The sequence below is a fragment of the Streptomyces sp. E11-3 genome (assembly GCF_046540415.1).
Classification (GTDB): domain Bacteria; phylum Actinomycetota; class Actinomycetes; order Streptomycetales; family Streptomycetaceae; genus Streptomyces.
Map to the genome: position 1 here is coordinate 1,776,773 of NZ_JAZGRL010000002.1, position 15,321 is coordinate 1,792,093.

Consider the following 15,321-nt stretch of genomic DNA (forward strand, 5'->3'; position numbering starts at 1 on the left):
GTGCTCAGACGGCGCCAGGCGGCGCTTAGGTGTGCCTTACCTTAGTGGCTCCCGTCTCGTCCAGCACAGCCACCCCCCACCCCTCAGGCGAATCGGGACATCGCCACCCTTTGGTGTGAAGTGAGCGGCGCCCGATGCCACGGCAGCGCGTACGAAAACTACCTTCGTCGCCGGAGGTGACCTCTCGATGACGGTCTGTACGGAGCTCAGCGCGACAGGCGCGACAGGCGAGACAGGTGCGACAAGTACGGCAGGCGCGGCAGGCGCAACAAGTGCGACAGGTGCGGAGTTCACCATCGCCGCGGACGGGTCCTACGCCGCCCGGCTGGCGCGCGAGCACGCCACCGGCGACGCCTGGCGAGCCGAGCGGTGGACCCTGGACGGCCCCGAGCCCTACGCGGTGCCGCTCCCGCTCGACCAGCCGGAAGAGCCCGGCACCGGCGTACTGCCGATGACCGACGGCCGGGTGCTCATCCACCGCGCGGTGGACGGGCGGCAGATGTTCTCGCTGCTCTACCCGACGGGCCCCGGCACCGGCGAACTGCCGCTCGGCGCCATGGAGTGCGCGGCGCTGCGCCTGCTGCCGCCGTCGCCCTGCGGCTCGCGCGCCTATGCCCTGGCGGTAGGGGAACACACCACCGCCCTGTGGCTGGTGGCGGGCGGCGCCTTCGGGCCCGAGCTGGTCGCGGAGGTGCCCGGGCGCTGCTCGGGCGGCGTCTGGCTGGACCGTACGGGACGGATGCTCGCCCTGGACCGCGAGGACGAGGGCCGGACGAAGGCGGTCGCCGTCGACCTGGAGCGGGGCGGCGAGATGACGCCGCTGCTGCAGATCGCCGAGGACAGCGACGACCGGCTGCTGCTCGCGGACCCGGGCAGCGGGCTGATCCTGGTCCGCTCCGACGCGCCCGGGCACGACCGGCTCGGCTGGGGGGTCCTGGGCAGCACGCTGCCGGTGCGTTTCCCGGACGCGCTGCGGATCGCGGACTGCGCGGTGGCGCCGTTCGCCATACAGCCCGGGCAGCTGCTGACCCCGGAGCAGTGCGCGGTGGCGTTGCGCGTCGACGGCGCGGCGGGCACCTGGGTCGCGCTGTGGCGACCCGGCCAGCGGCAGCCGCAGCACCTCGCGGCACCGGAGGGCTGGCTGGCCGGGAGCGGCCGGTGGACGGCCGACGGGGTCCTCCAACTCCCCTACTCCACCGAGGCCGTGCCGTGCGGTGTCGCCCGGCTGACCCCGCCCCCCGCGGCGCCCGCCGAACCAGTCCCCGAACCGTCCCCCGAACCACCGAGAGCGGCTGCTCAGCGTCCGGTTCCCTTGCAGCAGGCGCCACTCACCGGGCGGGTGACGGCCGGTTAGAATCACCCGGCTGTCGTACGACGATCTTCTTTACGGGGTGACCTTTCCGATGACCGAGAGCAGCACTGTCCCGATGGAGCTGGACACACCGAACACGCGGGACGCGTGGGACATGCCGGACGCGCCCGCCGGGCACGGCAAGCACCGCGGCCCCGCCGCCGCCCAGGAGGNCCCGCCCCCACCCCCGCATCGGAATCCGCACCGGAGTCCGCATCCGCGGGAAGCTGCGGCTACCCGTGCTTCAGGCCCAGCACCTCCGCCGCCGCGAACGTCTCGTTCGGCGGACGGTCCGCGTAGTACGGAGTAATCAGCTCGTCCAGCTCGGCGTGGCTGAACACGCCCTTCGCGGTGTCGAACTTCGCCGCCACCCTGGGCCGTTCCACGATCGCCACCATGCCGCCGTGCACCACCATCAGCTGCCCGTTGACCCGGCCGGCGGCCGGTGAGGCGAGATAGCCGACCAGCGGCGCGACATGCTCGGGCGCCAGCGGGTCGAGCTCGTCGCCGACCGGCTCCTGGAAACCCTCGAAGACGTCCTCGGTCATCCGGGTCCTGGCCCGTGGGCAGATCGCGTTGGCCGTCACACCGTACTTGCCGAGCGCCAGCGCGGTGGAGGTCGTCAGACCCACGATGCCGCCCTTGGCCGCCGCGTAGTTGGGCTGCCCCGCGGAGCCCGCGAGGAACGCCTCGGACGAGGTGTTCACGATCCGGCCGTAGACCGGCCCGCCCGCCGCCTTGCTCCGCTCCCGCCAGTGCGCCGACGCGAAGTGGGTCGTGTTGAAGTGGCCCTTGAGGTGGACGCGGATCACCGAGTCCCACTCGTCCTCACTCATCGAGAAGACCATCCGGTCCCGCAGAATGCCCGCGTTGTTGACCAGGATGTCCAGCTTTCCGTACGTGTCCACCGCCAACCGCACCAGTGCGCGGGCCTGTTCGTGGTCGGCGACATCGCCCAGGTGCGCGACGGCCTGCCCGCCGGCGGCCCGGATCTCGGCCGCGACCTCATCGGCGGGGCCCTGGGAAGCCTCCCCCGAACCGTCTCGGCCCGGCTTCCCGAAGTCGTTGACGACGACGCTCGCGCCGAGCCGGGCCAGCTCGACCGCCTCGGCGCGGCCGAGCCCACGGCCCGCACCGGTGACGATCGCGGACAAGCCCTCCAGCGGCTGTGACATGGATAGATCCCCTCAGCTGACGGTCCGGGTTCAGAGCTCGATGCGAGTTCTCGTCTCGATGCTGGTTCAGATCTCGATGCTGGTTCAGATCTCGATGCTGGTTCAGATCTCGATGCAGGTACGGAGCGCGTCCCCGGTCCGCATCTGGTCGAGCGCCTCGTTGATCTCGCCGAGTTGTACACGGTGCGTGATCAGGCCCGCCAGGTCGATCCGGCCCGCCCGCCACAGGGCGATGGCCCGTTCGTACGAGGTGAGGACGTCCCCGCCGCCGTACAGCGAGGGCAGGATGCGCTTCTCGTCGAAGAACAGCTCGAACATGTTGAGTTGGAGGAAGTCGTCCATGGCGCCCGCGCCGACCACGCACAGGGTCCCGCCGCGCCTGGTCGTCTCGTACGCGGTCCTGGTGGTGGCCGACTTGCCGACGACCTCGAAGACGTAGTCGAAGCCCTCGCCCGCGGTGATCCGCTGCTTGGCGTCGGCCAGGTCGTCCGGCGCCACCGCCTCCGTCGCGCCGAACCTAAGCGCCGCCTCGCGCCGCGATGCCACCGGGTCGACGGCGACGATCTGGGCCGCGCCCTTGAGTCTGGCGCCCTGGATCGCGGAGATCCCGACGCCCCCGCAGCCGATGACGGCCACCGACGAACCAGCCGCCACGTCCGCGGTGTTGATGGCGGCACCGAGCCCGGTGGTCACCCCGCAGCCGATCAGCGCGGCGATGTCGAACGGCACGTCGTCCGGGATCGGTACCGCGCACCCCGCCGCGACCACGACCTCCTCGGTGAAGGTGCCGGTGCCCGCGAAGCCGAAGACATCACCGCCGGGGCGCTTGAAGTTGGGCGTGCCCGCGTTCATGAACCCGGCCAGACACAGCTGGGTCTGGCCGCGCTTGCAGGCGGGGCAGCTGCCGCACGGGGGCAGCCAGCACACCAGCACCCGGTCGCCCGGACTGAGCCCGGTCACCCCGTCACCGACGTCGAGCACCTCGCCCGCGCCCTCGTGCCCGGGGATGAAGGGGGCGGGCTGCGGCAGTACGCCATTCATCGCGGAGATGTCCGAGTGGCACAGGCCGGTGGCCCTGACGCGTATCTTCACCTTGCCGGGACCAAAGCCCACCGTCTCGACGTCGTCGAGTACTTCGAGCTTGTCCTGCCCAATCTCGTGCAGTACGGCTGCGCGCACGGTACGGCTCCCCTCGGAGGTATTCGGAGGTATTCAGCTCATTCGGCTCGTTCGGCTCGGATATCCACGGCTTGTGTCCGGCTCAGGAGATGTCCGGCTCAGGAGTGCTCGACGGTCGTGTCGGCCAGCACCGGCGCGTCGTCCCGCTCCACCGCCGTGACCGAGACCTGGATCGTGCCGCCGTCCTGCCGCCACATCCGGACCCGCAGGGTCTCGCCGGGGTAGACCACCCCGGCGAAACGCGTGGTGTAGCCGCGCACCCGGGAGACATCGCCACCGAGTGCCGCGTCCACCACGGCCTTCAGCGTCATGCCGTACGAGCACAGCCCGTGCAGGATCGGCCGGTCGAACCCGGCGAGCTTGGCGAACTCGGGGTCGGCGTGCAGCGGGTTCCAGTCGCCGGAGAGGCGGTAGAGGAGCGCCTGCTCCTCGCGGATGGGCTTCTCCACCTCGATGTCCGGTGCGCGGTCCGGGAGTTCGGTGCGTACGGACGGGCCGCGCTCGCCGCCGAAGCCGCCCTCGCCGCGGACGAAGATCTGGGTGTCGCAGGTCCACAGCGGGCCGTCGTCGTCCGCGACATCGGAGCGCATCACGATGACTGCGGCCTTGCCCTTGTCGTATACGGCCGGAATCGTCGACGTCTGAACGGCCTTGCCCTGGACTGGGATCGGCCGGTGCAGCGTCACCGTCTGGCCGCCGTGCAGCACATGTGCGAGGTTCACGTCGATACCGGGCGCGGAGAGCCCACCGGCCACCGCCATCCCGCCGCCCGCGACCGTGGCGAAGCTGGGCAGCACCTGCAGCCGGGACTCAAGTGTGTAGCGCAGCTCGTCGGGGTCGGTCGCGGGCACGCCCGCGCCAAGGCCCAGGTGGTAGAGCTGGATGTCCTTGTGACCCCAGGCGATGTCGGTGCTGCGGGGCTCGGCGGCGACGGCCTTTGCGGCATCAATGGGCATAGGGACGCGGCTCCTTGCGCTGCTGACGGCTGCTTGCGGGTGCTGCTTACGGCGTGCTGCTGCGTACGTGGAAAGACCTCGGTGCGGCCGTCCGCACCGTCGGCCGCACCGAGGTCGTATCTGACCGGCGGGAACCACCGTTCCGGACGTTCTAGAACGCGTTCTAGGCCGGTGATCCCATGTATAACGCAGCCCCCAGCACTTGTGAAGACTCCTGACGCAATGTCAGATCAGGCCGTCACCGACTGGGAGCCGCGCTGGTCGAGCACCGTCAGGCCGAGTGCGTCAGACGGTCGTCGCTATCCAGCCGACCGTCTCGGTGATGTGCCTGCCGTCCGAGAGGGCCTTACCTCCGCCCACCAGCTCGTTGAAGCGGATCAGGAACCCCTGAGGCGTGACTTCGGCGATGCGGATGCCCGGGGTTTCCTGGCCGTTGAACGTCTGGACCATCGGGATCACGTTCACCTTCGACCCGGCGGGGAAAGGCGTCGGGAAGGTCACCTGGGTGAACGAAGAGGTGTTTCCACCCTTGAGTTCCGTGTCCGACCTGGAGTCGAGTTCCAGGCTGCCAGTCTGAATGATGGCCATGCGAAACGCTCCTACACGTAGGGGACACTTGCCGTACCTCGGGACACTTTGCCGCCCCTCGGGGTCAGGACAGTATTCGTTGCGACACGGAGAGCAACAGTCTGAATTCCCGCCATATAACGGGCCCGCCGTACGCTAGGGCCGTGGATGAGATGCCGCACGATCACCGGCCGGGAAAGTCCGTGAGAGTTCTCCTGGCGGAGGACCCGGGCATGACGCGGGGCGGCCTCGCCCTGCTACTCGGCATGGAGCCGGACATCGAGGTCGTCGCCCAGGTCGGCGCGGGCGACAAGATCGTGGACGCGGCGCTCACCGCGCGCCCCGACGTGGCGCTGCTCGACGTCGAGTTGCCGGGCCGCAGCGGCCTGGACGCGGCGGCCGAGCTACGGGACGAGTGCCCCGACTGCCGGGTGCTGATCCTCACCACCTTCGGACGGCCCGGATATCTGCGCCGCGCGATGGAGGTCGGCGCGGTGGGCCTCCTGGTGAAGGACGGCCCGGTGGAGGAGCTGGCCGGGGCGATCCGGCGGGCGCTGTGCGGCGAGACGGTCATCGACCCGGCACTCGAAGCGACCGCGCTGAGCTCGGCGCCCAGCCCTCTCACCGAGCGCGAGTGCGATGTCCTCAGCGCATCGGAGGACGACGGCGCGACGGTCGCCGACATCGCGGCCAAGCTGCGGCTGTCGGAGTCGACCGTAGACGCCTCGCTGTCGTCGGCGATCGGCAAGACCGGCACCCGCGACCGAAGGGAGGCGGTACGGGAGGCCCACCAGCGGGGCTGGCTCTGACGGGCCGCGCTTCGATTGGCACGTCGGTCAGTCTGTCTTCACCGTCCTCGCCTTGCCCTGCGCGTCGTAGAGCCGGATGGCCACGAGGCGGTCGTTGCCCGTCAGGTGGTCGAGGCCCATCGTGAACCACTGGTCCTTGACCCCGGCCACACGCGTCAGCGGTGTCTCGACGGTCTTTGCGTTGCCCCCCTCGGTGTCGTCGTACTCGTACACGACGCGCTTCACCCGCAGACCGACGTGGCCCACGATCACCGGCCTTCCGTTCACCGTCATCTCGCCCGACTGGAAGCCCATGCCGTCGCTGCCGAGGCCGTCTTCGTCCGCGAAGCCGCTCATCAGCGGTTTCCTCTGGCCCGTACCGTCCCCGGCCCCGGCGGCGACCACCACGTACCAAGCCACCCCGAGCTCCGGTACCGGATCGGCCTGCCGCGCCTCCCACACCCCGGCCTCGATCATCCGCTCCTTCTGCTCGCGGGCTTCGGACTTGCTCAGCGGCGCACCCCAGACCTCCACCTCGAACGCGCCGAGCTCGGTGCGCTGCGGCACATACACATGCCGCTGGTCCGCCGTCTTCTGCTGCACCGCCGGACGCGCCTCCTCGCGCCCCTCCACCATGGCGGAGGCCAGCGACCCCGCGGAGCCCGCGATCACCAGCGCCGCCACGGCCCCGACCACCCAGCGGCGTGCCTTGCGCCGCCTGCCGCCGCGGATGACCGCCTGGTACGGGGCTATACCGACCTCGACCTCGTCCGCCGCGTCCGCGAGCCGGAGGGCGATGTCGTGGTGCGCCGTGTCCTGTTCCCTGGTCATTACCTCACCCCTCGGCTTCCGACCTTCTCGGTCAGTGCGGGTATGGCCCGCAGCTTGGCGATCCCCTTGGCGGCGTTGCTCTTCACGGTGCCCACCGAGCAGCCCATGGCCTCGGCGGTCTGGGTCTCACTCAGGTCCTCCCAGTACCGCAGCACCACCGCTTCCCGCTGGCGCGCCGGAAGTTGCGCGAGGCCCCGCAGCAGCGCGGCCCGGTCATCGGCCTGCGCCATCCGGTCGCCGCGCTCAGGTGTGTCCAGTACCGGTGCCGAGTCCTGCAGCGACAGGAACTCCTTGAGCTTTCTGCGGTGTCTGCGCGCATGGGCGTTGACCATGATGCGTCGCACGTACGCGTCCGGATCACCGGCGGCGCTCACCTTCCGCCAGGACACATACGTCCGCTCCAAGGACGACTGCACCAGGTCCTCGGCGGCGTGCTGCTCCCCCGTAAGAAGAAAGGCCGTACGCATCAGCTGTGACCAGCGGCTCCTGACGAACCCCTGGAACTCCTCGTCCAAGGACTGCTTTCGCTCCCCCATGAGTACCTCCTCGCATATTGGAGTCCATGGGGGACCGAAACCGTTGCCTCAGCGCTGAGGCTTGCTCCGCGGCATCCACGCCAGCGTCAGCAGCGCACCGAAGAGCAGGATCGCCCCACTCGTACGGAACGCCATCGCATAGCCGGAGGTCAGCGCCTCGGCCGTGTCCACGCCACCGGTCACCGCCGCCGCGACCGTGGAGAGCACCGCGAGACCGAGCGCGCCGCCCATCGTGCGGGAGGTGTTGATCAGGCCGGAGACCAGGCCCGCGTCGGACGGGTCCGCGCCCGATGTGGCGAGCGAGGCGAGCGGTGTCGCGGCGAGGCCGGCGCCCAGCATCATCAGGATGCCGGGCAGCATGATCGAGGTGACGTACGTCCCGTCGGCGGTCATCGTCGACTGCCAGCCGAAGCCGGACGCGGACACCAGCATGCCGATCAGCGAGACGTTCTTGGCGCCGAGCCGCGGCATCAGCCGCGGGGCGAGCTTGGAGCCCACGATCACGGTCAGAGAGGACGGAACGAGCGCGAGCCCGGCCTCCAGCGGTGAGTAGTCGAGTACGTTCTGCGCGTAGAGGGTCATGAACATCCACATGGCGAACATGGCGCCGCCGCAGATCAACATGGAGACGTTGGCGGCCGACACGGACCGCACCCGGAACAGCTTCAACGGCATCAGCGGCACCCTCGTACGCGCCTCGACCGCCAGGAACGACCCGAGCAGGACCAGCCCGGCGGACAGCGGCACCAGCGTCGCGGGCGCCGTCCAGCCCTCGGACTCGGTCTGCACGATGCCGTACGCCAAGGTGGCCAGGCCGCCCGTGACCAGCAGAGCGCCCGGCAGGTCGAGGCGGTGTCCGCCGCCCGCCCGGCTCTCGCTGATCCACAGCGCCGCGGCGATCAGGACCAGCGCGCCGATCGGCACGTTGATCAGCAGCACCCAGCGCCACGACAGCAGATCGGTGAGCGCGCCGCCGACCAGCCCGCCGGCCGCCCCGCCACCGGCGCCCACCGCGGTCCAGGTCCCTATCGCCCGTACCCGGGCGGGCCCCTCCGGCACCGCCGACGTGAGGATCGTCAGGGTCGAAGGCGCCAACACCGCCGCGCCCAGGCCCTGTACCGCCCGCGCCACCAGCAGCTGCCATTCGGCCTGCGCGAGCCCGCCCGCGAGCGAGGCGGCCGTGAACAGCCCGAGTCCGACCAGGAACATCCGCTTACGCCCGAAGAGGTCGCCGGCCCGGCCGCCGAGCAGCATGAATCCGGCGAAGGCGATCGAGTAGGCGTTGACCACCCACTGCAGGCCGATCGCGCTCATCTGCAGGTCGGCGCGCATGGAGGGCAGCGCGGTGTTCACCACCGACACGTCCAGTACGACGAGGAACTGGCCTGCGCAGGCGGCCAGGACCACGGCCCACGTCGGTACGGACTTCTTCTCGGCGGCGGGTAGGTAAGTGTCGGAGGGGGCTTGGACCATGACGGTCATGGTCTCAGGCGAGACTCAAGCGACGCATCGGGGTTTCGATGCATCGGCCGTAGGTCGCTGGGCTTAGGACTCTTCCCCCACCCCGCCCCCTCCCGAAAGGCCTCAACCGACCAGCCGGGCTCTCAAGAGATGCCCTCAAACACCGGACCGACTGGAGGTTGCGGACGGCCTCCGCAGCAGCGTGACCACCGCCGCCCCGCCCAGGCCGATGTTGTGCGCGAGGCCCACCCGTGCCCCCGGCACCTGTCGCTCCCCTGCCGTGCCGCGTAGTTGCCAGGTCAGTTCGGCGGCCTGGGCGAGCCCGGTCGCGCCGAGTGGATGGCCCTTGGAGATCAGGCCGCCGGAGGGGTTGACCACCCAGCGGCCGCCGTAGGTCGTCGCGCCGGACTCCACGAGCTTGCCGGACTCGCCGTCCGCGCACATGCCGAGCGCCTCGTACGTCAGGAGCTCGTTGATCGAGAAGCAGTCGTGCAGTTCGATCACGTCCACGTCTTCGATGCCGAGGCCGGACGCCTCGTACACCTGCGCCGCCGCGGCTCTCGACATCGGCTTCCCAACGACGTCGATACAGGACCCGGAGTCGAAGGACTCCGGGGTGTCGGTGGTCATCGCCTGCGCGGCGATCTCCACGGCGCGGTCCGCGAGACCGTGCCGCTCCACGAAGCGCTCCGACACCACCACGGCGGCGGCCGAGCCGTCCGATGTCGGCGAGCACTGGAGCTTGGTCAGCGGACGGTGGATGGTCTTCGCGGCGAGGATCTCGTCGACCGAGTACACGTCCTGGAACTGGGCGTACGGATTGTGCGCCGAGTGCCGGTGGTTCTTGGCGCCGACGGCCGCGAGCTGCGCCTCGGTGGTGCCGTACAGCTCCGTGTGCTCGCGGGCCGCGTCGCCGAAGATCTGCGCGGTGGGCGGGGTCATCTCGAAGCCGTGCCGGGCGGCCATGATCCCGTAGTGCCGGGCGACCGGTGAGGTCTTGAAGTCTCCGCCGTCGGACCCGCCGCCGAGCGCCCCCCGCGCCATCTTCTCGAAGCCGAGCGCCAGTACGCAGTCGTTCAGTCCGCCCTCGACGAACTGCCGGGCCATCATCAGCGCGGTGGAGGCGGTCGCGCAGTTGTTGTTGACGTTGTAGACGGGTACGCCGCTCAGCCCGAGTTCGTACACCGCGCGCTGCCCGGCCGTGGAGGCCTGGAAGCAGTACCCGACGGGCACCTGCTCCACCAGGTCGTACGAGATCCCGGCGTCCGCAAGGGCCTTGGTCCCGGCCTCCTTGGCCATGTCCCAGTACTGCCAGTCGCGCGACTCGGGCTTCTCGAACTTCGTCATGCCGACACCGACGATGTAGCTCTTCACCGCTACCACTCCACTCGACTCCTTCAGTCCCTGGGCAGGCCGAGCAGGCGCTCGGCGACGACATTCAGCTGCACCTGCGTGGTGCCGCCCGCGATGGTCAGACAGCGGGAGAGCAGGAACCCGTGCACCGCCCGCTCCCCGGCCCCTTCGCGCACCGCGCCCGCAGGGCCGAGCAGTTCCAGGGCCAGTTCGGCGACCTTCTGCTGGTGCGGGGTCTGTACGAGCTTGCGTACGGATGCGCCGGCGCCCGGTTCGGCGCCCGCCACCTGCCGCAGGGTCGTCCGCAGCCCGATACAGGCGAGCGCGTGCGCCTCCGCGACGAGCGCGCCGATCCGCGCGCGGTACGCACCGTCCAGCTCACCCGCCCGTGCGAGCAGCGCCTCCAGCCCCGTGTCAAAGGTCAACTGGTCTGCCATATGGACGCGTTCGTTGCCGAGAGTGTGACGGGCGACCTTCCAGCCGTTGTTCAGCTCGCCGACCACGGCGTCGGCCGGGAGGAGCACGTCGTCGAAGTAGACCTCGTTGAAGAGGGAGTCCCCGGTGATCTCCTTGAGCGGCCGGATGTCGATGCCCGGAGTGTTCTTCATGTCCAGGACGAAGTACGTGAGGCCCTGGTGCTTGGGGGCGTCCGGGTCGGTCCTGGCGAGCAGGATCCCGTAGTCGGCCCACTGGGCGGCGCTGGTCCACACCTTCTGCCCGTTGATCCGCCAGCCCTCGGGGACGCGTTCCGCCTTGGTCCGCAGCGAGGCCAGGTCCGACCCGGCGCCCGGCTCGCTGAACAGCTGGCACCACAGCACCTCGCCCCGCAGCGTGGGCCCGATGAACCGGTCCCGCTGCTCTGCACTCCCGTACGCGATGAGCGAGGGCACCACCCAGGTGGCGATGCCCAGTTCGCTGAGCTTGACCCCGGCCGCCGCCAACTCCCGCTGGACGGCCAGCTGCTGGAGCGGTCCGGCGCCGAGTCCGTACGGTTCGGGGAGGTGCGGGGCCGCGTAGCCGGTGGGGGCGAGGGTACGGCGCACCGCCCCCGGGTCCAACCCCCGGACGGTGGCGATCACTTCTCTGGCCTCGCGCCGGTACGCGTCGGCCGCCTCCGGGAGTTCGAGGCGCAGCTCCCTGCGCGTGCCGCTCTCGGCGAGCCGTACGGCCCGCAGCCGATGGGTGTCACCGGCGCCGAGCAGTTGCCTGGCGACGACGGCCCGGCGCAGGTACAGATGGGCGTCGTGCTCCCACGTGAAGCCGATCCCGCCGAGTATCTGGATGCAGTCCTTGGCGCAGCTGTACGCGGCGTCGAGCGCCGTGGCTCCGGCGAGCGAGGCGACCAGGCCCCGTACGTCGGGCGCGTCAGCGGGCGCGTCACCGGACCCGCCAGCGGACGCCTCATCGGGCACGCCATCGGACCCGCCATTGGGCCCGCCATCGGCCGCCCTGGCGGCGTCCCAGGCCAGCGCCCGCGCCTGTTCGACCCGTACGAGCATGTCCGCGCAGAGGTGCTTGATCCCCTGGAACTGCCCGATGGGCCGCCCGAACTGCTCCCGCACCTTGGCGTATTCGGCGGCGGTGTGCAGCGCCCAGCCCGCCGTACCGCACGCGTCGGCGGCGAAGAGGACGGCCGCGAGGTCGCGTACGTACCCGGAGTCGACGTCCAGCACCCGGCTCCGCGGCACCTGGACCCCGTCGGCCGTCACCTCGGCGGTGGGCCGGGTCGGATCGGCGCTGTCGTGCGTCCGTACGGTAAGCGCGGCCGCGTCGACGGCGACCCAGAGCGTTCCGGCCGCCGACTCGGCCGCGACCAGCAGCAGATCGGCCTCGGCGCCGGACAGCACGGGGGGCGCGGCGCCGTCCAGTACGTAGCCGTCCTCGGCCGCCACCGCCGTCAGCGTCCCGGCGCCGAGCGCGACGGCCCCGATCCGCTCCCCGCTCGCCAGTGCGGCCGCGAGCGGCTGGGCCCCGGCCCGGTACAGCACCTGCGCCGCCACCGCGTTCGCGAGGAACGGCCCCGGCAGCGCGGCCCGCGCCGCCTCTTCGAGCACCACGGCCAGGTCTACGAGGTCGCCGCCCCCGCCGCCGTACGACTCGGGCAACTGGACCCCAAGCAGGCCCTGTTCGGCGAGCCCGGCCCAGTAACCGGGCCGGCCACTCCCCCCTGACGGTGCGTCAAGCAGCTTGCGGATTTCCTCGGGCGGCACGGCCCGGCCCAGCCAGCCCCGTACCGCATCGGCCAACTCGCGTTGCTCTCGCGTGACTCCGATCGCCATGCCGGGCAGACTAGAACACGTTTCAATCTGACGGAAGGTCAGATAGCCGGGGATCGAGAATTCAGGAGGCGCCGCGATGTGACGCGACACACATGGAACGTTCGCCCGGTACCGGTCCTCTTTTGGGCGTCGGCTCATCACCACCCGAGGGGGCACACGTGGTTGACATCTCAGAACGGCGTACGGAAGAACGGCACACACGGGAACAGCACTCGTTGGACTCGGGGGAACAGCGCACGGGACGGCTGCGCACAGGCCAGGCGCTCGCCGGGCTGCTCGCCACCGACGGTCTGCTGCACCTGTACTGGGCGACCGGGCTGACCTGGCCCGCCCCGGACGACCGGGCCCTGTCGCTGGCGGTTCTGGGCGGCGTGGTGCCGTTCACTCCACGGGTGCTCCTGCCGCTGGCCGCCCTGCTGTTCACCGCGGCCGCCGCCGTGCTCGCCCGGGGCCTGGGGCGCGGCGGCCCGCGCGTCCGCCCGCTGTGGGGACTGGTCACGTTGCTGGTCGCGGCCGGGCTGCTGGTGCGGGGCCTGGTCGGGCTGGTGTGGGTGTTCGGGGTCGGGGACGGCGCGGGCGGTTCCGCGTTCTACTGGCTCAACCTGGTGCTCTACACGCCCGTGTGCCTGGGCTTCGGGGTGGCCGCCGCCCGGCTCGCGGGGGTCTGGGGCGGCAGGTCAGGGCGCCGGGTATGGGTCCGGCGTACGGCCCTTGGGCTGCCGTTGGCGCTCACCGGCTTGGTGCTGCTCGGCGCGTACGCCTACGCACCGGCCGAGCAGCGTGACCGCCAAGTGCCGTACCAGGACGTGGTCAAGTCGAAGTACGTCGAGACTCCCGTGGCCCGCTTCCACTACAACCAGCGTGGCAAGGGCTCCCCCGTGGTCCTGCTGTCGCCCGGCGCCTCCTGGACGTACGCCTGGCAGCACCAGCTCGAAACCCTGTCCCGTACGCACACGGTGTACGTCGTGGACCTGCCGGGGCACGGCTTCACCGAGCTGCGCGACGACGAACTCGGCTGGGACCTGGGCGGGATGACCACCGCGATCGGCAGCTTCCTGGACGCGATGGAACTGCCCGAGGTGGCGCTCGCGGGCAACTCCTGGAGCGGCGGTTGGGCCCTGGCGTACGCCCAGCGCCACCCCGAGCGCGTCAGTCGGCTCGCGCTGCTCGCCCCCTCAGGCCTGGACGAACGCGACCCTGTGATGTGGGAGGCGTTGAAGCTGCCGGTGGTGGGCGAGCTGCTGATGAACCTCGGATCCGGGCGCTCCAGCGCCGAAGCATCGCTGCGCAGGACCCTCGTCAACGACAAGGACCTGGTCACCGACGAGTTGGTGGACACGGCCTGGACCCCGGCCACCTTCGAAGACAACCGCCGCGCGGTCTACCGCCTGGAGCGCGGGCTCGACTGGAGCGAGACCGAGGCCGCGCTCCCGGAAACCCGGCAACCCGTCCTGCTCATCTGGGGCAAGCAGGACAGCACCCTGCCCGTGTCCCAGGCCAAGCGGTTCGCCGAACTGCTGCCCGACGCGCGGGTACGGGAACTCGACGGCTGCGGGCACGGGCTGACCCTGGACTGCGCCGAACCGGTGAGCGACCTGATGGAAGACTTCCTCCGTGACAGCGACCGCTGAGCAGGCCGATGAGCAGGTCCCGGACCGTGGCGTGGACTTGGCCCGCGCCGCACGCGGCGGCGACACCCTCGCGATGCACGACCTGCTCGACCACCTCACCCCGTACATCACACGCATCTGCACCCCGATCGCGCTCGACGACGGCCCCGACGCCACTCAGGAAGCGCTGGTGGCGGTGTTCCGGTCGCTGCGCTCGCTGCGCGAGCCGGAGACCCTGTACGGCTGGGTGCGCGCCATCGCCGTACGCGAGGCGGTACGAGTCGCGCGACGCGCCGCGCGGGCCCGCCCGGCCGAGCTCGCCGAACTCCCGGCGCGCGGCGACCCACAGCTCGCCACCGACATCCAGGACGTCCTGACCCGGCTGACACCCGGCCAGCGCGCCGTATTGGTCCTGCGGGACGTCGAAGGGCTGGACGAGGAGTCCGCCGCGGCGCTCCTCGACGTCCCCACCGGCACCGTCAAGTCCCGGCTGCATCGCGCCCGGGTGAGCTTCCGAAGGGCGTGGTCCTCATGACCGGCGACGACACCAACGGCGACACGAGCGGTTCGGTCCCGTGGCCGACCTCCGACATCGACAACGTCCAGCGGCTGCACGTCATGGGCGCGGGAGTCCGCGGAGCGCACATCGTCGAGCGGGTCATCACGGCCCCGCTCGACGAGGTCTGGGCGGTGATGTCCGACCTGGAAGGCGAGTTCGGCCGCTTCCAGCCGGACATGCGGACGGTACGGGTCGTGCGTGTCGAAGGCGACCGCGTCGAGGCCGTGGCCCGCAGCCGGTACGGGTTGCGGGCCCGCTTCCACGGTGTCCTCAGGCCCGGTTGGTGCTGGCTGCAGAGCCGCTTCCTGATCATCGGCATGGCCGCGGCGCCCGGCCCGGAGGGCACGCGGGTGGCCCTCACGGGCGGCGTTCGGGTTCCCGGCCGTACGGCGATCGTGCCGTTCGGGGCGCGTCGCGAACTGATCGGTGCGGCAGGGCGGTTGGAGGAGCGCGTACGGGACCGGGCATGACGCGAAACCGGGCGCGACACGAAACCGAGCGTGACACGAAAGTGCGGTCACGCCCGCAGGAGCGGAAACTCCACCGGGGACCAGAGCGCGCGGCGGGCACCCGGATCGATGGCGGCCAGGCCGTCCTCGGTGTTCCAGATCCTGACGCGGGCGTCGGAGTCGAGGGCGAGGGCGTCGGTCTCGGGGTCGGGGGCAGGGGCATCGGG

14 protein-coding genes are annotated in these 15,321 nt (G+C 70.9%); 5 read left to right on the forward strand and 9 right to left on the reverse strand.

Translation table 11 applies throughout. From position 1 onward, the window contains the following. Nucleotides 1-187 precede the first annotated feature (187 nt). A complete protein-coding gene (locus U9R90_RS27135; RefSeq protein WP_411059307.1) occupies nt 188-1,354 on the forward strand; it encodes a hypothetical protein in 1,167 nt (388 codons plus the stop codon). A 230-nt stretch (nt 1,355-1,584) separates the two neighbouring features. Here U9R90_RS27135 and U9R90_RS27140 read toward each other — a convergent pair whose 3' ends face one another. From U9R90_RS27140 to U9R90_RS27155, 4 genes are all read right to left on the reverse strand, one after another. Next, nucleotides 1,585-2,526: a 3-oxoacyl-ACP reductase gene (locus U9R90_RS27140; protein WP_411059308.1), complete on the reverse strand. Its 942-nt coding sequence runs from the start codon at nt 2,524-2,526 to the stop codon at nt 1,585-1,587. Nucleotides 2,527-2,628: 102 nt separating this feature from the next. After that, on the reverse strand, nt 2,629-3,705 hold the full coding sequence (locus tag U9R90_RS27145) for a Zn-dependent alcohol dehydrogenase (RefSeq protein WP_411059309.1): 1,077 nt from the start codon (nt 3,703-3,705) through the stop codon (nt 2,629-2,631). 98 nt (nt 3,706-3,803) lie between these two features. Then, complete coding sequence (locus U9R90_RS27150) at nt 3,804-4,661, reverse strand: MaoC/PaaZ C-terminal domain-containing protein (protein ID WP_411059310.1); 858 nt, start codon at nt 4,659-4,661, stop codon at nt 3,804-3,806. A 285-nt stretch (nt 4,662-4,946) separates the two neighbouring features. After that, a complete protein-coding gene (locus U9R90_RS27155) occupies nt 4,947-5,249 on the reverse strand; it encodes a hypothetical protein (RefSeq protein ID WP_411059311.1) in 303 nt (100 codons plus the stop codon). A gap of 152 nt (nt 5,250-5,401) precedes the next feature. Between U9R90_RS27155 and U9R90_RS27160 the strand changes: the two genes are divergently transcribed. Continuing rightward, a complete protein-coding gene (locus U9R90_RS27160; protein WP_411059815.1) occupies nt 5,402-6,037 on the forward strand; it encodes a response regulator in 636 nt (211 codons plus the stop codon). A gap of 27 nt (nt 6,038-6,064) precedes the next feature. Here the strand turns inward: U9R90_RS27160 and U9R90_RS27165 are convergent, their stop codons facing one another. The 5 genes from U9R90_RS27165 to U9R90_RS27185 form a co-directional block, all read right to left on the reverse strand. Beyond that, the gene (locus tag U9R90_RS27165; RefSeq protein WP_411059312.1) at nt 6,065-6,847 is read right to left on the reverse strand and encodes a hypothetical protein; all 783 of its coding nucleotides are present in this window, start codon (nt 6,845-6,847) and stop codon (nt 6,065-6,067) included. After that, nucleotides 6,847-7,383 (reverse strand): SigE family RNA polymerase sigma factor, encoded by a 537-nt coding sequence (locus U9R90_RS27170; protein ID WP_411059313.1) that lies wholly within the window; start codon nt 7,381-7,383, stop codon nt 6,847-6,849. Before U9R90_RS27170 ends, U9R90_RS27165 begins: the two co-directional genes overlap by 1 nt. A 48-nt stretch (nt 7,384-7,431) precedes the next feature. Continuing rightward, nucleotides 7,432-8,856: an MFS transporter gene (locus U9R90_RS27175; protein WP_411059314.1), complete on the reverse strand. Its 1,425-nt coding sequence runs from the start codon at nt 8,854-8,856 to the stop codon at nt 7,432-7,434. Nucleotides 8,857-9,000: 144 nt separating this feature from the next. Then, the gene (locus U9R90_RS27180) at nt 9,001-10,218 is read right to left on the reverse strand and encodes a lipid-transfer protein (RefSeq protein ID WP_411059315.1); all 1,218 of its coding nucleotides are present in this window, start codon (nt 10,216-10,218) and stop codon (nt 9,001-9,003) included. A 23-nt stretch (nt 10,219-10,241) separates the two neighbouring features. After that, a complete protein-coding gene (locus tag U9R90_RS27185) occupies nt 10,242-12,476 on the reverse strand; it encodes an acyl-CoA dehydrogenase (protein WP_411059316.1) in 2,235 nt (744 codons plus the stop codon). A 158-nt stretch (nt 12,477-12,634) separates the two neighbouring features. Here U9R90_RS27185 and U9R90_RS27190 point away from each other — a divergent pair, with 158 nt between their 5' ends. From U9R90_RS27190 to U9R90_RS27200, 3 genes are read left to right on the forward strand one after another with little or no spacing between them, the layout of a single operon-like run. Then, a complete protein-coding gene (locus U9R90_RS27190; RefSeq protein WP_411059317.1) occupies nt 12,635-14,107 on the forward strand; it encodes an alpha/beta fold hydrolase in 1,473 nt (490 codons plus the stop codon). Then, nucleotides 14,091-14,621 (forward strand): RNA polymerase sigma factor, encoded by a 531-nt coding sequence (locus U9R90_RS27195; RefSeq protein ID WP_411059318.1) that lies wholly within the window; start codon nt 14,091-14,093, stop codon nt 14,619-14,621. Before U9R90_RS27190 ends, U9R90_RS27195 begins: the two co-directional genes overlap by 17 nt. Continuing rightward, nucleotides 14,618-15,115: a hypothetical protein gene (locus U9R90_RS27200; protein WP_411059319.1), complete on the forward strand. Its 498-nt coding sequence runs from the start codon at nt 14,618-14,620 to the stop codon at nt 15,113-15,115. Before U9R90_RS27195 ends, U9R90_RS27200 begins: the two co-directional genes overlap by 4 nt. Nucleotides 15,116-15,321 lie beyond the last annotated feature (206 nt).

Excerpts from the sequence above, each read along its gene's own strand:
- U9R90_RS27135 (WP_411059307.1), top strand. The coding sequence starts at position 188 with ATGACGGTCTGTACGGAGCTCAGCGCGACAGGCGCGACAGGCGAGACA.
- U9R90_RS27140 (WP_411059308.1), bottom strand. The coding sequence starts at position 2,526 with ATGTCACAGCCGCTGGAGGGCTTGTCCGCGATCGTCACCGGTGCGGGC.
- U9R90_RS27150 (WP_411059310.1), bottom strand. The coding sequence starts at position 4,661 with ATGCCCATTGATGCCGCAAAGGCCGTCGCCGCCGAGCCCCGCAGCACC.
- U9R90_RS27155 (WP_411059311.1), bottom strand. The coding sequence starts at position 5,249 with ATGGCCATCATTCAGACTGGCAGCCTGGAACTCGACTCCAGGTCGGAC.
- U9R90_RS27160 (WP_411059815.1), top strand. The coding sequence starts at position 5,402 with ATGCCGCACGATCACCGGCCGGGAAAGTCCGTGAGAGTTCTCCTGGCG.
- U9R90_RS27165 (WP_411059312.1), bottom strand. The coding sequence starts at position 6,847 with ATGACCAGGGAACAGGACACGGCGCACCACGACATCGCCCTCCGGCTC.
- U9R90_RS27170 (WP_411059313.1), bottom strand. The coding sequence starts at position 7,383 with ATGGGGGAGCGAAAGCAGTCCTTGGACGAGGAGTTCCAGGGGTTCGTC.
- U9R90_RS27175 (WP_411059314.1), bottom strand. The coding sequence starts at position 8,856 with ATGGTCCAAGCCCCCTCCGACACTTACCTACCCGCCGCCGAGAAGAAG.
- U9R90_RS27185 (WP_411059316.1), bottom strand. The coding sequence starts at position 12,476 with ATGGCGATCGGAGTCACGCGAGAGCAACGCGAGTTGGCCGATGCGGTA.
- U9R90_RS27200 (WP_411059319.1), top strand. The coding sequence starts at position 14,618 with ATGACCGGCGACGACACCAACGGCGACACGAGCGGTTCGGTCCCGTGG.